The organism is Paractinoplanes lichenicola, assembly GCF_016785085.1.
Classification (GTDB): domain Bacteria; phylum Actinomycetota; class Actinomycetes; order Mycobacteriales; family Micromonosporaceae; genus Actinoplanes; species Actinoplanes lichenicola.
The window spans coordinates 647,569-663,875 of sequence record NZ_JAENHO010000003.1 but is presented as its reverse complement, the minus strand read 5'-3'; the positions used below and the strand labels follow the sequence as shown (position 1 = coordinate 663,875).

General features: G+C 70.9%; 16 protein-coding genes. 7 read left to right on the top strand and 9 right to left on the bottom strand.

What is annotated here, in order from left to right; genetic code table 11:
• The first annotated feature begins 11 nt into the window (after window positions 1–11).
• Window positions 12–1,310: a polysaccharide deacetylase family protein gene (locus JKJ07_RS12235; protein WP_236028738.1), complete on the top strand. Its 1,299-nt coding sequence runs from the start codon at window positions 12–14 to the stop codon at window positions 1,308–1,310.
• Here the strand turns inward: JKJ07_RS12235 and JKJ07_RS12230 are convergent.
• Together JKJ07_RS12230 and JKJ07_RS12225 are read right to left on the bottom strand one after the other, a co-directional pair.
• Entirely contained in the window at window positions 1,288–2,100 is an 813-nt protein-coding gene (locus tag JKJ07_RS12230) for an Fpg/Nei family DNA glycosylase (protein WP_202991563.1), read from the bottom strand. The genes JKJ07_RS12235 and JKJ07_RS12230 overlap by 23 nt on opposite strands.
• A gap of 58 nt (window positions 2,101–2,158) precedes the next feature.
• Complete coding sequence (locus JKJ07_RS12225) at window positions 2,159–2,587, bottom strand: GNAT family N-acetyltransferase (protein WP_202991562.1); 429 nt, start codon at window positions 2,585–2,587, stop codon at window positions 2,159–2,161.
• Between the two features lie 107 nt (window positions 2,588–2,694).
• Between JKJ07_RS12225 and JKJ07_RS12220 the strand changes: the two genes are divergently transcribed.
• A complete protein-coding gene (locus JKJ07_RS12220; protein ID WP_202991561.1) occupies window positions 2,695–4,092 on the top strand; it encodes a glycosyl hydrolase family 18 protein in 1,398 nt (465 codons plus the stop codon).
• A gap of 441 nt (window positions 4,093–4,533) precedes the next feature.
• Here the strand turns inward: JKJ07_RS12220 and JKJ07_RS12215 are convergent, their stop codons facing one another.
• The gene (locus JKJ07_RS12215; RefSeq protein WP_438871400.1) at window positions 4,534–5,745 is read right to left on the bottom strand and encodes a serine hydrolase domain-containing protein; all 1,212 of its coding nucleotides are present in this window, start codon (window positions 5,743–5,745) and stop codon (window positions 4,534–4,536) included.
• Window positions 5,746–5,829: 84 nt separating this feature from the next.
• Here JKJ07_RS12215 and JKJ07_RS12210 point away from each other — a divergent pair, with 84 nt between their 5' ends.
• Both JKJ07_RS12210 and JKJ07_RS12205 read left to right on the top strand, forming a co-directional pair.
• Window positions 5,830–6,684: a patatin-like phospholipase family protein gene (locus tag JKJ07_RS12210; protein ID WP_202991559.1), complete on the top strand. Its 855-nt coding sequence runs from the start codon at window positions 5,830–5,832 to the stop codon at window positions 6,682–6,684.
• The gene (locus JKJ07_RS12205; protein WP_202991558.1) at window positions 6,684–7,754 is read left to right on the top strand and encodes a 1-acyl-sn-glycerol-3-phosphate acyltransferase; all 1,071 of its coding nucleotides are present in this window, start codon (window positions 6,684–6,686) and stop codon (window positions 7,752–7,754) included. Before JKJ07_RS12210 ends, JKJ07_RS12205 begins: the two co-directional genes overlap by 1 nt.
• On the opposite strand, the gene JKJ07_RS12200 is transcribed toward JKJ07_RS12205, so the two are convergent.
• Entirely contained in the window at window positions 7,751–8,563 is an 813-nt protein-coding gene (locus JKJ07_RS12200) for a hypothetical protein (protein WP_202991557.1), read from the bottom strand. The genes JKJ07_RS12205 and JKJ07_RS12200 overlap by 4 nt on opposite strands.
• A gap of 109 nt (window positions 8,564–8,672) precedes the next feature.
• Window positions 8,673–9,476, bottom strand: coding sequence for an SCO4651 family lipoprotein (locus JKJ07_RS12195; RefSeq protein ID WP_202991556.1), 804 nt, complete (start codon window positions 9,474–9,476; stop codon window positions 8,673–8,675).
• A 126-nt stretch (window positions 9,477–9,602) separates the two neighbouring features.
• Here JKJ07_RS12195 and JKJ07_RS12190 point away from each other — a divergent pair, with 126 nt between their 5' ends.
• From JKJ07_RS12190 to JKJ07_RS12180, 3 genes are all read left to right on the top strand, one after another.
• Window positions 9,603–10,754, top strand: a complete 1,152-nt coding sequence (locus tag JKJ07_RS12190; RefSeq protein WP_202991555.1) for an FHA domain-containing protein — start codon at window positions 9,603–9,605, stop codon at window positions 10,752–10,754.
• Between the two features lie 106 nt (window positions 10,755–10,860).
• Window positions 10,861–11,280 (top strand): YciI family protein, encoded by a 420-nt coding sequence (locus JKJ07_RS12185; protein WP_236028737.1) that lies wholly within the window; start codon window positions 10,861–10,863, stop codon window positions 11,278–11,280.
• 12 nt (window positions 11,281–11,292) lie between these two features.
• The gene (locus JKJ07_RS12180) at window positions 11,293–12,591 is read left to right on the top strand and encodes an RNA polymerase sigma factor (RefSeq protein WP_369076999.1); all 1,299 of its coding nucleotides are present in this window, start codon (window positions 11,293–11,295) and stop codon (window positions 12,589–12,591) included.
• Here JKJ07_RS12180 and rocD read toward each other — a convergent pair.
• The 4 genes from rocD to JKJ07_RS12160 all read right to left on the bottom strand — a co-directional run bounded on the left by rocD (window position 12,536) and on the right by JKJ07_RS12160 (window position 16,183).
• A complete protein-coding gene (gene rocD / locus JKJ07_RS12175) occupies window positions 12,536–13,747 on the bottom strand; it encodes an ornithine--oxo-acid transaminase (protein ID WP_202991553.1) in 1,212 nt (403 codons plus the stop codon). The genes JKJ07_RS12180 and rocD overlap by 56 nt on opposite strands.
• Window positions 13,744–14,550, bottom strand: coding sequence for a dimethylargininase (gene ddaH / locus JKJ07_RS12170; protein WP_202991552.1), 807 nt, complete (start codon window positions 14,548–14,550; stop codon window positions 13,744–13,746). The genes rocD and ddaH overlap by 4 nt, the downstream gene beginning before the upstream one ends.
• 297 nt (window positions 14,551–14,847) lie before the next feature.
• Window positions 14,848–15,456: a hypothetical protein gene (locus tag JKJ07_RS12165; protein WP_202991551.1), complete on the bottom strand. Its 609-nt coding sequence runs from the start codon at window positions 15,454–15,456 to the stop codon at window positions 14,848–14,850.
• Window positions 15,457–15,574: 118 nt separating this feature from the next.
• A complete protein-coding gene (locus JKJ07_RS12160) occupies window positions 15,575–16,183 on the bottom strand; it encodes an ATP-dependent Clp protease proteolytic subunit (protein ID WP_202991550.1) in 609 nt (202 codons plus the stop codon).
• Window positions 16,184–16,307: the final 124 nt, after the last annotated feature.

The following is a 16,307-nucleotide window of genomic DNA, read 5'->3' as shown; positions in this document are numbered from 1 at the left end:
AGGAACGCAGGATGTCGCCGCACTCTCCTCGAATCCCGGTCCAGGGTGGCGAGGCCGCGCCCTCCGGCCGGCACCGGCGACCCGAGTCCCTGGCCGACGTCCCCGCCCGCGGCGTTCCGCGGGTGTCGGTGACCACCCTGACCGACTCGCCGATCTCGCAACGCAGCCGGTCGTCCCGGCATCAGCGCCCGGCCCGCACCGGCCGGCACGCCGCCGTCCGCGTCCCGGCCCAGCGCCCGCCGTCCGGCCGCCCGCCCGCCACCGGCTCGCACCGCGCCCCCGGCACCCTGCCGATCGAGTCGTGGCTGCTGATGGGCAAGAAGCGGCAGCAGGCCATGCTCGCGTCGCTGGTCGCCATCGGCATCGTCCTGCTGGCCATGCCGGCCGAGCAGCGCCGCGACGGCTTCGGGGCGGTGAACGCGGCCGCCCAGGCGGTGGCCGGCGTGCAGACCGAGAAGAAGAAGCCGGAGCAGGAGCCGCAGGCCGCCCCCGAGCGCGAGGACCAGCGCGCGCCCGAGAAGCAGGAGCAGGACAGCCCGCCCGCGAAGCCCGCCCCCGAGCCGACCAAGGCCGCCCCCGCGCCGAGCGAGCCCGCGGCCGAGGCGACCGAGGCCGGCGCCAAGAAGCCCGGCTCCGACCTCGGCCCGGGCAGCTCGCTGCGCACCACCGGCAGCAAGGTCGTCGCGCTCACCTTCGACGACGGCCCCGACCCGGTGCAGACGCCGAAGATCCTCGAACTGCTCTCCCAATATCAGGTCAAGGCGACGTTCTGCCTGGTCGGGGCGCAGGTCAAGCGGCACCCCGAGATCGTGCGGCAGATCGTGGCCGAGGGGCACACGCTGTGCAACCACACGTGGGACCACAGCCTCAAGATCGGCAAGGACCAGCCGGCGAAGATCAAGGACGACCTCGATCGGACCAACGCCGCGATCCTGGCCGCCGTGCCGGGCGCGCAGATCCCGTTCTTCCGGGCCCCCGGCGGCAACTTCACCGAGCGGCTGGTCGGCGTGGCCGCCAACGGCGGGATGACCTCGCTCTACTGGGAGGTGGACCCGCGCGACTGGGAGCACCCCGAGAACGAGACCGAGCCGCAGCACATCGCCCGGATGGTCCGCGACATCCAGAAGCAGGTGCGGCCGGGCGCGATCGTGCTGTCACACGACTTCAACCAGCCGGCCACCATCAAGGCGTACGAGAAATTGCTGCCCTGGCTGACCGAGAACTTCACCCTCGGCATCCCCGGCGCTCAGGACGAGCCCGAAACGCCGGCCACCCCCGAGCCCACGGTCACGCCGCCGGCTGACAGCTAGGACACCAGTAGAGGTTGCGCGCGGCCAGCTCCCCACGCGCGACCGCGGTGCCGCAGACCAGGCACGGCTGCCCGGGACGGCGATAGACGTAGACCTCGCCCCCGTGCCGGTCGACGCGCGGCGCCCGCTGCATCGCCTCGGGTGTGTGCCGGGTATGCACCGTGTCGATGCGGCCGCGGGCCACCCCCTCCTTCATCAGCGCGCGCAGGTCGGTCCAGAGCTCGTCCCACTGCTCGGCCCCGACCATGCGCCCCGGCGTGGTCGGCGCGAGACCGGCCCGGAAGAGCACCTCGTTGGCGTAGATGAGACCGCACCCGGCCACGATCGACTGATCCAGCAGCAGCGCGAAAATCGGCTTGGTGCTCGACCGCGCCTTGGCCAGGGCCGAACCCGGGTCGGCGTCGTCACGCAGCGGATCAGCCCCGAGCCGGTCACGCAGCAACTGGGCCTGCGCCGGGTCGAACACCTCGCAGGCGGTCGGCCCGCGCAGCTCGAGCCAGTGCGCGTCACCGACCAGCCGCATCCGCACCTGCCCGACCGGCTCCGGCACGGGCGCCACCCCGTCGGCGAACTTGCCGTAGAGGCCGAGGTGCACGTGCACACTCAGGTCGCCCTCATAGTGGTGGAAAAGATGCTTCCCGTACGCCTCCGTGTCGACCAGACGGCGTGCGTCGACCCGCTCGGCCCCGGCCACGAACCGGCCCTGCGGACTGCCGACCCGCACAACCTGCCCCGCGAAGAGCTCCCGATGCCGCGCCGCGAGCCGATGAATGGTGTGTCCCTCTGGCACGACGGCAACGCTACCCAGGTGCACCGATTTAGCGCCATCCGAGCCGATGAGCGGGGGTTCAGGTCGCCCACCGTACGGGTGTGGTCGTCCCCGTCATCCAGTCGCGCCGCAGCAGGGCGTAGCCGATCGTGTCGTGCAGTGTGCCGTCATCGCCGGGCCAGTCCTCGCGGTAGTGGGCCTCCTTGGCGAACCCGTTGGCCCGGAAGACCTCGCGCATGGCCCTGTTGTCGTCGCGCGTGGTTCCCTCGATGCGATTGATGCCGGGCAGCAGGCCGAACAGGTAGCCGACGAGCCAGCCCAGCGCCGCCGTGCCGATGCCCCGGCCGCGGCAGTCGCTCGCCAGGCGCAGGTCGAACAGCGGCGTCCCGTCGTCGAGGTCGAAAGCCCGCACGAAGCCGCAGCGGCATCCGTCCACCACGATCCAGTGGGTGTGCGCCGACTCGTCCCAGACGGCTTCACCAGCATGGACTGGCCAGAAACTCCGCATACGCCGCGTGGTCGGATGGCCGCAACGGCTCGTAGAAGATCTCCACAGGGCGCACCGTAACTGTGAGCCTATTTACAAATAAACTTTACAGTATTCATACTCTGGTCATGCGCCGATCGATGATCTTCGTCATGGCCGCGGTGCTCGCGGCCGGCGGTGGCACTGTCTACCTCGCCTCCAGCGCCAGCGCCGCCGCGGCGTGCGCACCGGCCTGGAGTGCCGCCTCCGTCTATGTGAAAGACAACGTGGCCTCGCAGAACGGCCGCAACTACACCGCCAAGTGGTGGACCCAGAACGAGGCCCCGTCGACCCACAGCGGGCAGTGGGACGTCTGGATCGACAACGGGGCCTGCGGCGGCACCACACCCCCGACCACGCCGCCCACCACGCCCCCGACGACTCCCCCCACCACGCCCCCGACGACCCCGCCGACAACACCGCCCACGACACCCCCGACGACCCCGCCGCCCAACACGGGTCTCCCCAAGCGGGCGCTCATCGGTTACCTGCACTCCAGCTTCGCCAACGGCTCCGGTTACGTCCGGATGGCCGACGTCCCCGCCAACTGGGACATCATCAACCTGGCGTTCGGCGAGCCGACCTCGGTGACCTCGGGCGACATCCGGTTCACGCTCTGCCCGGCCACCGAGTGCCCGGGTGTCGAGAGCGAGGCCGCCTTCATCGCCGCCATCAAGGCCAAGCGGGATGCGGGCAAGAAGGTGCTGCTCTCCATCGGCGGCCAGAACGGCCAGGTCCAGCTGACCACCACCGCCGCGCGTGACAAGTTCGTCAGCTCGGTCAGCGCCATCATCGACAAGTACGGCCTGAACGGCGTCGACATCGACTTCGAGGGCCACTCGCTCTCCCTCAACACCGGCGACACCGACTTCAAGAACCCGACCACCCCGGTCATCGTCAACCTGATCTCGGCGCTGCGATCGCTGAAGGCGCGCTACGGCGCCGGCTTTGTGCTCACCATGGCCCCCGAGACGTTCTTCGTGCAGCTCGGCTACCAGTACTACGGCTCCGGCCCGTGGGGTGGTCAGGACCCGCGCGCCGGCTCGTACCTGCCGGTCATCCACGCGCTGCGCAACGACATCACCGTGCTGCACGTCCAGGACTACAACTCGGGCTCGATCATGGGCCTGGACAACCAGTACCACTCCATGGGCGGCGCCGACTTCCACATCGCCATGACCGACATGCTGCTCGCCGGCTTCCCGGTCGCGGGCAACGCCAACAACGTCTTCCCGGGCCTGCGGGAAGATCAGATCGCGTTCGGCGCCCCGTCGTCGGTCAGCGCGGGCAACGGCTACGTCGCCCCGTCGGCCATCCAGCAGGCCGTCAACTGCCTGATCCGCAACACGAACTGCGGCTCCTACACGCTCCGCAGCGGCACCAACCCGAACTTCCGGGGCCTGATGACCTGGTCGATCAACTGGGACAAGTTCTACAGCTGGGAGTTCCAGAACCAGAATGGCGCGTACCTGAAGGGAATTGGCTGAAAGATCAACATCAAGATCTGGATGTCCTAGCGGGGTGGTGGGTACGGACCGTCGCTCCCGCGGGGACCCGGGCGGGCTGAGCAGGGCGCTGGCGCGCCCAGAACGCTCAGCCCACCCGGGCGACCTGCGTAAGTGGTAGCGGTCAAACCAAAAGCGATCAAATCAACGTGAACGGGAGCGGCTGCCCGGCCACCGCTCGGGAGCGGACGCCGCCCCGGTAGCGCCAAGGCGCGACAAACGCGGCCAGCACGGCGGCGGACCGTAGCGCAATCAACATGCGGCACACCCGAACCGCAATCGACACCTGTCGTTATCCACAATCCGCCGCTGTCCACAGCGCCACCAACCAAGATCGCCCCGGAGCACTAAAATGGGCCCAGGTGGGGGACCCCCGGTGGAGGGCGGGCCCCTGTCTGGGAAATCCAAGATCGTCGATGACTGTCAGGTGGCCAGGGCGTTGTGGAGTGCGACCCGGTGGGTGTCCGGGTTGGACCAGCTCCAGTTCGGGTGGGCGCGGTTCGTGAGCAGCACGATCACCTGGTGGCGGGACGGGACGACCAGCAAAGACGTGCCCGCGAAGCCGGTGTGGCCGAAGGCGGTCGGTGCGGCCAGCTTGCCCATGAACCAGGGCTGGTTCATCTCGACGCCGAGGCCGTGATCGGCACTGCGACGAGGGCGTTCCGGGTCGACGGCGGGTTTGCCCTTGTTGACGTTGGTCAGCATCTGCGCGACGACCGCGGCCGAGAGGATGCGCTGGCCGCCGTACGTGCCGCCGTTGAGCAGCAGCTGGCCGATCACCGCGACCTCGCGGGCCGTGCCGAACAGGCCCGCGTGCCCGGCCACGCCGCCCAGGTGGTTGGCCACGTCGTCGTGCACTGTGCCGCGCAGCAGGCCCCGGGACGTACGGGCGTCGGTCGCGACCAGGCGGGACTTGTCTTTCACCCACTTCAGCGGCAGGAACCCGGTGTCCTTCAGGCCGAGCGGTGTCGTGATCCGGTCGGCCAGCGCCTTGTCGAGTGTCTGGCCCGCGAGCTTCTCGACGAGCCGGCCCAGCACCATGAGCCCGACGCTTGAATAACGGAACGTCGTGCCCGGCACCCCGCCCTTGACCAGCGGCGTCGTCATCACCGACCGCCAGCGCTCGACGTTCGTACGGAAGCCGGTGACTTTGGCCCCGACGGGCAGGGCGCTCGTGTGCGCGAGCAGCATGGCCACCGTGATCTTGTCTTTGCCCGCGCCGGTGAACTCGGGCAGGTAGCGGCGGACCGGCGCGTTCAGGTCGACCTTGCCCTGGTCGACGAGCTGCAGCACGAGGATCGCGGTGTAGACCTTGGTGATCGAGGCCAGGTCGAAGATCGAGTCCGTACGCATGGCGACCCGTCGCGCGGCGGGCAGCTCGACCGGGCCCGCCTGATAGCGCAGGGCGTGGCCCACGTTGACGGTCAGCAGGGTCCGGTTGTCCTGCTGCACGTGCGCGACCGCACCGGCGTACCCGGGATGCTTGGGGTTGTCCGGGGTCGGTTTGAGGTATTTGGTGAGGACCACGCGCACCGGGGCGACCGTTGGGGCCGGCCGCGTCGTCGGCACGATTCCGGGGCTACCCGCGGGCTCGGCCCACGCCGACGTGCCAGTCTTCCCGCAGCCGGCCAGCACGGCACCGCCTGCGGCGAGGACCAGAGCGCGGCGGGTAACAGGCACGGCGACGATGATTCCACGAACTCGTGGAACGATGAAGTCATGGTCAACAGTCCGGTGGCGTTCGTGCTCGGCGGCGGGGGCGTGCTCGGCGCCGTCGAAGTGGGCATGCTGCGCGCCCTGTTCCGGGCGGGTTTCCGGCCCGACGTCGTGGTCGGCACCTCGATCGGGGCAGTCAACGGCGCCCTGGTCGCGACGGATCCGAGCGAGGCGGTCACCCAGCGTCTGGTCCGGCTCTGGACGTCGCCCGAGGCGGCCACCGTCTACGGCGACTCGATCGGCCGGCAGCTGCGCCGCTTCGCCGCCCGCACCCATCTGCACTCGCCGCTCCCGCTGCGCCGGCTGCTCGAGGCCGAGCTGGGCGAGCAGACGACGTTCGCCGACCTCAAGGTGCCGTTCCACTGCTGCGCGGCGAGCATCGAGCGGGCCGCCGAGCACTGGTTCGACAGCGGCCCCCTGGTCGACGCCGTGCTCGCCTCGTCGGCCGTGCCCGGCCTGCTGCCGCCGATGCAGATCTCGGGCGAGCACTATGTGGACGGCGGCATCGTCAACTCCATCCCGATCGGCGAGGCCGTGCGACTCGGCGCCAAGCTGGTCTTCGTGCTGCAGGTGGGCCGGGTCGAACGCACGCTCAGCGTTCCGCGCCGGCCCTGGGAGGTGGCCCAGGTGGCCTTCGAGATCGCTCGCCGGCATCGGTTCGCCCGCGAGCTTGCGTCGCTGCCCGACGATGTACGGGTGCACGTGCTCCCCACCGGCGGCGGCGAGAGCCGGGACGACAGTCCTTGGGCCTACCGCGACATGGCCGCCGTCGGACGCCGGATCAGCCGCGCCTACACCGCGTCCCGTCGCTACCTGGCCGCCAACGTGCCGCCGCAGCCCGGGCCGGACGTGCTCTGATGCCCCTTCCCCCCATCTGGGTCCGTCGCCTGGTCATCGCCCCCGCGGTGGTCGTGCTGGCCGCCGCCGTGCTGATCACGGTCCCCGTCTGGCTCGTGCTCGCGCTGCTGGCCTCGCCGCTGGTGCCCGGTCACCTGCGCGTGCCCCGGCTCGTGCTGGCGGCCATCCTTTATCTGCTCTGGGACGCGGCCGCGCTGGTGGTGCTGGCCGTGCTCTGGGTCGCCTCCGGGTTCGGCGCCAAGATCCGCAACCCGTGGTTCCAGCGCGCGCACTACGTCGTGACCGGGAAGTTCCTGGCGATCCTGTTCTGGTTCGCCAAGTGGGCGCTACACCTGACCGTCGACGTGGTCGGCACCGACCCCGACACCGCGCTGCCCGGCCGGCCCGAGATCGTGGTCAGCCGGCACGCCGGGCCGGGCGACTCGTTCATCCTGATCCACGCGCTGACCAACTGGTTCCAGCGCGAGCCGCGGATCGTGCTCAAGGCGACCCTGCAGTGGGACCCGGCCGTCGACGTGCTGCTCAACCGGCTGCCCAACCGGTTCATCACGCCCGGCCGCACGGGCACGTCCACACTGGAGCAGCAGATCGGCGAGACGGCGTACGGGCTGGACGACAACGACGCGTTCGTGATCTTCCCGGAGGGCGGCAACTTCACGCCGCGCCGCCGCACCAGCGCGATCGCCCGGTTGCGGGCCCGCGGCCTGGCCGACGCGGCTGAACGGGCGGAAAATCTGCGGCACGTGCTCCCGCCGAAACCGGGTGGCCTGTTCTCGGCGATCGACGCCGCCCCCGACGCCGGGGTCATCTTCGTGGCCCACACCGGCCTCGACCGCATGCTGACGGTGGCCGACGTGTGGCAGGAGCTGCCGATGGACAAGCGGCTCGTGATGAAGTTCTGGAGCGTCCCGCCGGAGGAGGTGCCCACCGGCGAGGAGGAGCGCGTGGCCTGGCTCTACGACTGGTGGGAGCGGATCGACGCCTGGATCGAGGAGAACCGGCCGGCCTTCCGCCCGTTGAGCACGGACTGGACCGCGCGCAAATCCGCTCCCAGTGATGCCGGCCGTTAGCTGCCGAGCGAGCTGTAAAGGCTGTCCGGGGCCTCGGTGACCTCGGCGGCGGCCGGCTTGGCCACCGTCACCGGCACGCCGTAGTCGCTGTAGAGCACCTCGAGCGGCTGCGCGGCCTGGCCGTTGACGGCCGGGATCTGCACGGTCAGCTCGGCCAGCCGGCCCTGGTCGTCCAGGCCCGCGGTGAACGGCACCTTCTGCGCCTGGGCGCCGGTCTGGTCGACGGTCACCTGCGAGACGCCGGCCAGCCCGGCCGCCTTGGTCAGGTCGAGCGTCCCGGCGTAGCTGTTGCCACCGGTGGCGTGCACGTCGGTCGACGAGCTGAGCAGGTTCGAGGTGTTGACCGGGTCGATCTGGCCGGGCCGCAGGCCGACGTTGGCCCCCTCGGGCAGCCGGGCCACGTCGACGTGGGTCCACGTGCCGGCCTTGGTGACGCCGGGGATCTGCAGGTAGAGATCCTGGCCGGCCAGCAGCGTCTTGACGCTGACCTCGGCGTTGGGGCCGCTGGCCTTCATGTCGACCGTGCCCACGCCCTGCGCCGGGTCGACCTCCCCGGTCAGCTTGAAGCCGGAGCCCGAGCTGGCCGTCATCTTGAAGCTGGTCGTGCCGAGCTGCGAGGTCGCCTTGGTCAGGGCCTCGACGGCGGCCGGATCGGCGGCGCTGCCCGAGGCCGTGGCGGTGGCGCTCGCGCCGGGCCCGGGTGCGCTCGCCCCGGGCGTCGCGCTGCCCCCGTCGCCGCAGCCGGCGAGCGTCAGCGCCGCCGTCGCCATCGTCGCGAGACCCAGCCCGGCGAGCCGTGGTGTCCGCATGTCCGTCCCTTCCGCCCGGCCGGACGCCCGATTGACGCCGGCTCACCGACATCAATTCCCGGCGGCCGCGAACGGCAAACGGACATCACGGTCGGGCCGGACCCCTGTGTCAGGCGCCCATCGCCTTCTTGAACGAGGCCGGCATCTCGACGACCTGCGCCGCGGGCGGGGCCTCGACGGCCACCGGGACGCCGAAGTCGGAATACCGCGTGATCATCTCGCCCGCCCCGGCCGCGATCTTCTCCATGTCGAAGGTCAGCTCGACCAGGCGGCCCTCGGCGTCGACCTCGGCCGTGAACGGCACGGCCTTCATCTTGCCCGCGAGGCCCTTGGCGGTCTGCGCGTTGAAGGTCGGCGACTTGGTCATGTCGACCGTGCCCGAGAACTTGTTGTCACCGGTCTTCTTGACCGACATGGCCGAGGTGAGCAGCTTGGCCGTGACCTTGGGGTCGTTGTTCTTGATGTTGAGCGAGCTCGACTCGGGCACGGTGCTGAGGTCGATGTGCATCCACTTCTTGGCCGCGGCCCCCTCGACCGCGGCGGCCATGGAGCCGGTGACCTTGACATAGAGATCGTTGCCGAGCTGCTTCATGCTCATGCCGCCGGCCGGCCCGAGCTCCATGGTCATGTCACCCTGCTGGGCCTTGGCGTCGAAGGCACCCGAGATGGTCACGCCGGCCAGCGAGATCACGTCGACCTTGACCGGCGCGTCGCTGAGCTTGGTCGCGGCCGCCTCGAGCTCGGCAGCCGGACCGGCCGCGGCCGCCGGGGCCGTCGTGGTGGCCGTCGCCGGGGCCGTGGGAGCGCCGGAACCGCCCTCGGCGATGCCCGTCGTGACCTGCTTGTCGCCGCAGCCGCCGAGCGCGACGACCGCCGCCAGCGCGCCCGCGAGAGCCAGCCCTCGAGTCCTCATGATTTCTCCCCCGTCGATGTATCTCTACGCGGGCCACACGGTAACGGAGGGGTGCGACATTCGCCGAGTGCGGGGACGGGGCATGATTGCCGTTGCACAGACACCAGCGGACCACCGGGAGGACCTGTGAGATTCGAGGTCAGCAAGGTCCTCGACGCCATCGAGGCGCGCCTCACCACCGACCCCGCGCTCGCCCGCGCGGTCGTGGATATGTCGGAGATCGTGCGTTATGCCGACCTGGACGGCGGCCGCCCCGCGAGCTCGGTGCGCCTCGGCCTCGTCATCGACGCCCTCGGCCGCCGCGTATCGGAGGAGAACGTCCCGGTCTACGTGGTGACCCCGCGCGGCCTGCTCTCCGACACCGACCTGACCTCGAACGAGCGAATGGTCATCCGGCGCTGGTCCGACGACGGCAAGGTCGAGGTCGTGCCCCAGCTCGACGATCGCGTCTTCGAGGTGGCCGAGCTGCTCGGCCTGCCGGTGCTCACCCGCAGCCGGGGCAACCGTGACCGGCACCCGTGGGTCGAAGAGCCGGGCCGCCTGCTGGCCGCCGTGGCCGGCGAGGGCGGCAGCCCGGTGCTCATGGCCCGGGTCGGCCGGGGCGAGCCGCCCAGGCCGGCCGAGCGCTCCCCGGTCGGTGAGCGCCTGCTGGCCCGCATCTGGACGTGCCCCGAGCCCAACTGCACCAGCTTCGGCTCCGGCGGCGACCCGGACAGCCCGTTCGCCGACATGCGGACGTTCACCAGCCCGGTCTCGCAGCCGCCGCCGTCCCTGCGCTCCGGCGCGCCCACCTGCCCCCGGCACGGCGCCAAGCTGCGCGACGCCGGCCCCCGGCCCGCAGTCGAGGTGCTCTCCGTCCGCATCGACGGGGTCATCCGCCGCCGGTTCGTGGTCTCGACCGACGAGCCGATCGTGGTCGGCCGCGCCCCCGAGGGCGGCCGCGGCATCATGCTCGGCCAGTGGCTGACCGACGACGCCCGCAAGTGGATCAGCCGCGGGCACGTCCAGTTCACGCTGCGCACCGACGGCAACCTCACCGTGCAGGACATCAGCACCAACGGCAGCGGCGTCCGCCCCGGCGGCACGGTCAACGACGACGAGCGGATCGCGCTGCACCGCCAGGAGAGCCGCACCCTGGGCCCGAACGACGTGGTCGAGCTCTACGGGGGCGTACAGGTGGGCCGGTCGAACATGTGGGCCACCGGCGGCGTCGTCCAACCCGAATCGGTGATGGGCGAGGCCCCGACGATGGCCCTGCGCAAGTTCGAGCGAAGCTGACAAAAACACCCGGCCGGAAAAGTTCCGGCCGGGTGTCGAACGGGACGGCCGCCGATCGACGCGTAGGTGGAAGGCACACCGACGTGAGGAGACAGCGTTGCGATTCATGGTGATCACCAAGGCCACGACCGAGAGCGAGGCCAGCATCCCGCCCGCCACCGAGGTCTTCGACACGATGGGCGCGTTCATCCAGGAGCTGATGGACGCCGGCGTGCTGCTGGCGGCCGAGGGGCTGCATCCGAGCTCCCGGGGCGCCCGGATCGTCATCGACGGTGACCGCAAGACCGTGGTCGACGGGCCGTTCGCCGAGACCAAGGAGCTCATCGGCGGCTTCTTCCTGGTCGAGACCAAGTCGCTCGAGGAATGCGTCGAGTGGTTCAAGCGCTACCCGCTCCGCCCGCCGGCCGGTGAGCCGAGCAACATCGAGATCCGGCCGGTCATCGGGCCCGAGGACTTCAGCGAGACGATGACCGACGAGCAGCGGCAGGCCGTGGCGGAGCGCGACAAGTCGTCCCGGTTCACCTGATCGGTCCGCACCGTGGCCACTGACATCCACCGTACGATCGACGCCGTCTGGCGCATGGAGGCGCCCCGCCTCGTAGCCGGGCTGACCCGGCTGGTCCGCGACGTCGGCGTGGCCGAGGAGCTCGCGCAGGACGCGCTGGTCGCGGCGTTGGAGCAGTGGCCCTCCGACGGTGTCCCGAACAACCCCGGCGCCTGGCTGATGACCACGGCCAAGCGCCGGGCCGTCGATCACATCCGGCGCGCCGAGACCTACCGCCGCAAGATCGAGGAGGTCGGCCGGGAGCTGCCGGAGTCGGTTCCCGACATCGGCACGACGGTCGCCGAGGACGACGGCATCGGCGACGACCTGCTGCGGCTGGTCTTCGTGGCCTGCCACCCGGTGCTGTCCACCGAGGCCCGCACCGCGCTGACCCTGCGGCTGCTGGGCGGCCTGACCACCGGCGAGATCGCCCGGGCGTTCCTGGTGCCGGAATCGACGGTGGCCCAGCGCATCGTGCGGGCCAAGAAGACGCTGGCCGCCGCCCGGGTGCCGTTCGAGGTGCCGCGGGGCGACGAGCTGGCCGACCGGCTCGCCTCGGTGCTGGAGGTCGTCTATCTGATCTTCAACGAGGGCTACTCGGCCACCTCAGGCGACGACTGGATGCGGCCGGCGTTGTGCGAGGACGCCCTGCGGCTGGGCCGCGTGCTGGCCCGGCTGGTCCCGCGTGAGCCCGAGGCGCACGGCCTGATCGCGCTGATGGAGATACAGGCCTCCCGTACGGGCGCGCGCACCGGCCCGGACGGCGAGCCGATCCTGCTCGCCGACCAGAACCGGGCCCGCTGGGACAGGCTGCTGATCCGTCGCGGCCTGGCCGCGCTCGAGCATGCCGAGGCGCTGGCCGGCGGCCGCCCCGGGCCGTACGTGCTGCAGGCCGCCATCGCCGCCTGCCATGCCCGGGCCGGCCGTTTCGCCGACACCGACTGGCAGCTCATGGCCCGGCTCTACGAGCGGCTGGCCACGGTGGCGCCGTCGCCGGTGGTCGAGCTGAACCGGGCGGTGGCGCTGTCCCGGGCGTACGGGCCCGCGGCCGGGCTGGAGCTGGTCGACCAGCTGCTGGCCGTGCCCGCCCTGCGCGACTACCACCTGCTCCCGAGCGTGCGCGGCGACCTGCTGGCCCGGCTCGACCGGCACGCCGAGGCGCGGGCGGAGTTCACCCGGGCGGCCTCGCTGACCCGCAACGAGCGGGAGCGAGGCCTCCTGCTGGCCCGGGCCGAGCTCAGCCGAGAATCGCGGCCAGCTGATCCACCGCGTGATCGATCTCGGCCCGGGTGACGACCAGGGGCGGGGCCAGCCGGATCGTCGAGCCGTGGGTGTCCTTGGCCAGCACGCCCCGCTCGGCGAGCCGTTCGCAGGCCTGCCGCCCGGTGAGCAGGGACGGATCGATGTCGACACCGGCCCAGAGACCCCGGCCGCGTACGGCGATGACGCCGTGGCCGATCAGCGCGGTGAGCCGGGCGTGCAGGTGCTCGCCCAGCTCGGCCGAGCGGCGCTGGAAGTCGCCGGTGGCCAGCAGGCGTACGACCTCGGTGCCGACCGCGCAGGCCAGCGGGTTGCCGCCGAAGGTGGAGCCGTGTTCGCCGGGCTTGAGGACGCCCAGCACGTCGCGGTCGGCGGCGACGGCCGAGACCGGCACGATGCCGCCGCCCAGCGCCTTGCCCAGGACGTACAGGTCGGGAACGACGCCCTCGTGCTCGATCGCGAACGTGCGGCCGGTGCGGCCCAGACCCGACTGGATCTCGTCGGCCATCATCAGCACGTTGTGCTCGTCGCAGAGCGCGCGCACGGCGGCGAAGTAGCCCGCCGGCGGCACGAGCACCCCCGCCTCGCCCTGGATCGGCTCCAGCAGCACGGCCACCGTGTTCGGGGTGATCGCCTCGCGCAGGGCGGTCTCATCCCCGTACGGGACCACGACGAACCCAGGCGTGTACGGCCCGAAGTCGGCCTTGGCGTCGGGATCGGTCGAGAAGCTGACGATCGTGGTCGTCCGGCCGTGGAAGTTGTCAGCGGCCACGATGATCTCGGCCCGGCCGTCCGGCACGCCCTTGACCTGGTAGCCCCACTTGCGGGACACCTTGATCGCGGTCTCGACGGCCTCGGCGCCGGTGTTCATCGGCAGCACCAGCTCCTTGCCGCAGAGCTCGGCCAGCGACCGGCAGAACTCGGCGAACTGGTCGTGCACGAACGCGCGGCTGGTCAGGGTGATCCGGTCGAGCTGGGCGTGGGCGGCGGCGATCAGGCCGGGGTGCCGGTGGCCGAAGTTGAGCGCCGAATAGCCGGCCAGGAAATCCAGGTAGCGGCGGCCGTCGACGTCGGTCACCCAGGCGCCCTCGCCCTCGGCGATCACGACCGGCAGCGGGTGATAGTTGTGCGCCGTGTGCCGCTCGGCCTCGGCCAGCTCGTTCGGCGTACGGTTCTCCACGGTTGTCATGAACGCACCTCCAACGTGCAGCACTTGGGTCCGCCGCCGGCCTTGCGCAGCTCGGAGACGTCGACCCCGACGGTCTGGTAGCCGGCCGCCCGCAGCTCGGCCGCGAGATGGGTGGCTTGCACCGGCAGCACAACCGTACGGCCGTCGCTGACCGCGTTGAGGCCGAGCACGGCCGCGTCCTCCGCGTTGGCGATCACGGCGTGCGGATAGAGCTGCTGGAGCACGGCCTGCGAACCGGGCGAGAACGCCGCCGGCAGGTACGCGATGTTGGTGTCGTCGAGCACGCAGAGCGCCGTGTCGAGGTGGTAGAGCGACGGGTCGACGAGCTGGAGCGTGATCACCGGGCGGCGCAGGGCCTCCTGGGTCTCGGCGTGCGACGCGTGCGCGGTGCGGAAGCCGGTGCCGGCCAGCAGCACGTCCCCGGCGAGCAGGATGTCGCCCTCGCCCTCGTTGGTGTGCTTGGGCTCGATCACCTCGAAGCCGTGCTCGCGGAACCAGGCGGCGTACGCGGGGGCCTCGTCGGCCCGCTCGGCGTCGCGGAACTGCACCGCTAGCACCCGGCCGTCGACCACGGTGGCGCCGTTCGCGGAGAACACCATGTCGGGCAGCCCGGGCAGCGGCTCGATCAGCTCGACGGTGTGACCCAGGTCGAGATACGTCTGCCGGAGGCTCTCCCACTGGCTGACGGCGAGCGCGTTGTCGTAGGGCGCCGTGGGATCCATCCACGGGTTGATCCGATAGGTCACCGCGAAATGGGTGGGCCGGCACATGAGGTAGCGGCGCGGCGAAGCCGTGATCGTCATGCCTGAAACGCTAGGCGCGCCGGACCTTCGAATGCCTTAGTTCAACCATGCTTGCCGCGTTCGATCGTTGCGTGATCCGCGGCCGCACCGAAGATTCGTTGTGTCTGCGCCGCACAGGGCCCGGACGTGCGTCGAGGGCGGCCTGAACCAGGCCGCCCTCGAGGCGAATGACTGCCGGCGCACCGCCGGACTCTTCCGGGGCGGGACTGGTGAGCGCCAGTCCCGGTTCCGATCATCGCGTCCGGCGCATCGCCGCCCGCAACTGTCTGATGCCCGACTATTGCCGGGGGTAAACCTTTAGAAACGGTCCACGAACTGTGCGTCAAGCCACTCGCGGAGGCTGTTCACCGGCTGCACGTCGGTGCCGAGCCAGCTGAGCGACCCGGTCAGCGCGAGCACGCCGAGCACGATCGCGCCCAGCGACAGCACCATGCCCAGCAGGGCGTCGGTCTTGCCGGCGACGTGGCGCTTGCCGGTGGCGTGGATGCCGCTCAGCGAGAGGATCAGGGCCAGGCCGGCCACGCCGATGCCGTAGCCCAGCAGCGGCCCGGAGAGAACGAGCAGCACGGACGCCACACCCAGGATCAGGCCGAGGGTGGCCAGCAGGCTTGCGCGCGGCTTGGGGCCGGCGGTAACGGCGGCATCCGGGTCGGCCGGGCGCTCGACGGGGGCGGTGCCGGAGGGGCGCGGCGGCGCGGGCGGCTCGGTGCGACGCGAGGCCGGCGGCGGGGCCGGGGGCAGGTCGCGCAGCGTGTCCTCGTCGTCGCGCCGGGGGCGTACGGGGGTGGGTCGGACTTCGGTCGTGTTGTCGTCGCGCGGCCGCGTCACAGTGCCGGTCGTGGCCGGGCGCTCGGGTGTCTCCGCGGTATCGCTCGTGGACTGGCGGGAGAACGTCGGGATCCTCACGTCAGCACCTCCTTGGCAGATTCGGGGGATGAACGGCTCTTACCCGAAACCGCCGAGGACGACACAACGGGCACGCGGCGACTGCCACGTGCCCGTTGAGAAGCGGTGAACCCGCAGGTCAGACCAGCGCGGAGTTGTTGCCCACCTGGGCCGCCTTGCTGATCACGTGGTCGACCAGGCCGTACTCCTTGGCCTGCTGCGCGGTGAACCAGCGGTCGCGGTCGGAGTCGCGCTCGATCTCCTCCGGGGTGTGCCCGCTGTGGAACGCGATCCGCTCGTTCATCACGTTCTTGATGTGCAGCATGCTCTCGGCCTGGATGGCGATGTCGGCCGCGGTGCCGCCGATGCCGCCGGAGAGCTGGTGCATCATGATCCGCGCGTGCGGCAGCGCATACCGCTTGCCGGGGGTGCCGGCGCAGAGCAGGAACTGGCCCATCGAGGCCGCCATGCCCATCGCGATCGTCGCCACGTCGTTCTTGATGTACTGCATCGTGTCGTACACCGCCATGCCGGCGCTGATGGAGCCGCCGGGCGAGTTGATGTAGAGCGCGATGTCCTTCTCGCTGTCGGCCGAGGCCAGCAGCAGCATCTGGGCACAGATGCGGTTGGTCACCTCGTCGTTGACCTCGCTGCCGAGAAAGATGATCCGCTCCCGCAGGAGCCGCTCGAACACCTGGTCATCGAAGGATGCGCCGCCGCCCCGCATCGTCAACTCGTCAACACTCATGACAACACCCTCTCGCATCCGCCGGTGGAGCCGGAACCCGACCGGCCGTTCGACGCTCCCAAGCTTTACTCAGCGGGCCCGCACATCCCACCGATTCCCCTCTGGGCGAATCAGCTCACGGCAT

What these genes read in the sequence shown, in the direction of transcription:
- JKJ07_RS12235 (WP_236028738.1), top strand. Translation starts at nt 12, where the DNA reads ATGTCGCCGCACTCTCCTCGAATCCCGGTCCAGGGTGGCGAGGCCGCG.
- JKJ07_RS12225 (WP_202991562.1), bottom strand. Translation starts at nt 2,587, where the DNA reads ATGCGGAGTTTCTGGCCAGTCCATGCTGGTGAAGCCGTCTGGGACGAG.
- JKJ07_RS12220 (WP_202991561.1), top strand. Translation starts at nt 2,695, where the DNA reads ATGCGCCGATCGATGATCTTCGTCATGGCCGCGGTGCTCGCGGCCGGC.
- JKJ07_RS12210 (WP_202991559.1), top strand. Translation starts at nt 5,830, where the DNA reads ATGGTCAACAGTCCGGTGGCGTTCGTGCTCGGCGGCGGGGGCGTGCTC.
- JKJ07_RS12205 (WP_202991558.1), top strand. Translation starts at nt 6,684, where the DNA reads ATGCCCCTTCCCCCCATCTGGGTCCGTCGCCTGGTCATCGCCCCCGCG.
- JKJ07_RS12200 (WP_202991557.1), bottom strand. Translation starts at nt 8,563, where the DNA reads ATGCGGACACCACGGCTCGCCGGGCTGGGTCTCGCGACGATGGCGACG.
- JKJ07_RS12195 (WP_202991556.1), bottom strand. Translation starts at nt 9,476, where the DNA reads ATGAGGACTCGAGGGCTGGCTCTCGCGGGCGCGCTGGCGGCGGTCGTC.
- JKJ07_RS12185 (WP_236028737.1), top strand. Translation starts at nt 10,861, where the DNA reads ATGGTGATCACCAAGGCCACGACCGAGAGCGAGGCCAGCATCCCGCCC.
- rocD (WP_202991553.1), bottom strand. Translation starts at nt 13,747, where the DNA reads ATGACAACCGTGGAGAACCGTACGCCGAACGAGCTGGCCGAGGCCGAG.
- ddaH (WP_202991552.1), bottom strand. Translation starts at nt 14,550, where the DNA reads ATGACGATCACGGCTTCGCCGCGCCGCTACCTCATGTGCCGGCCCACC.
- JKJ07_RS12160 (WP_202991550.1), bottom strand. Translation starts at nt 16,183, where the DNA reads ATGAGTGTTGACGAGTTGACGATGCGGGGCGGCGGCGCATCCTTCGAT.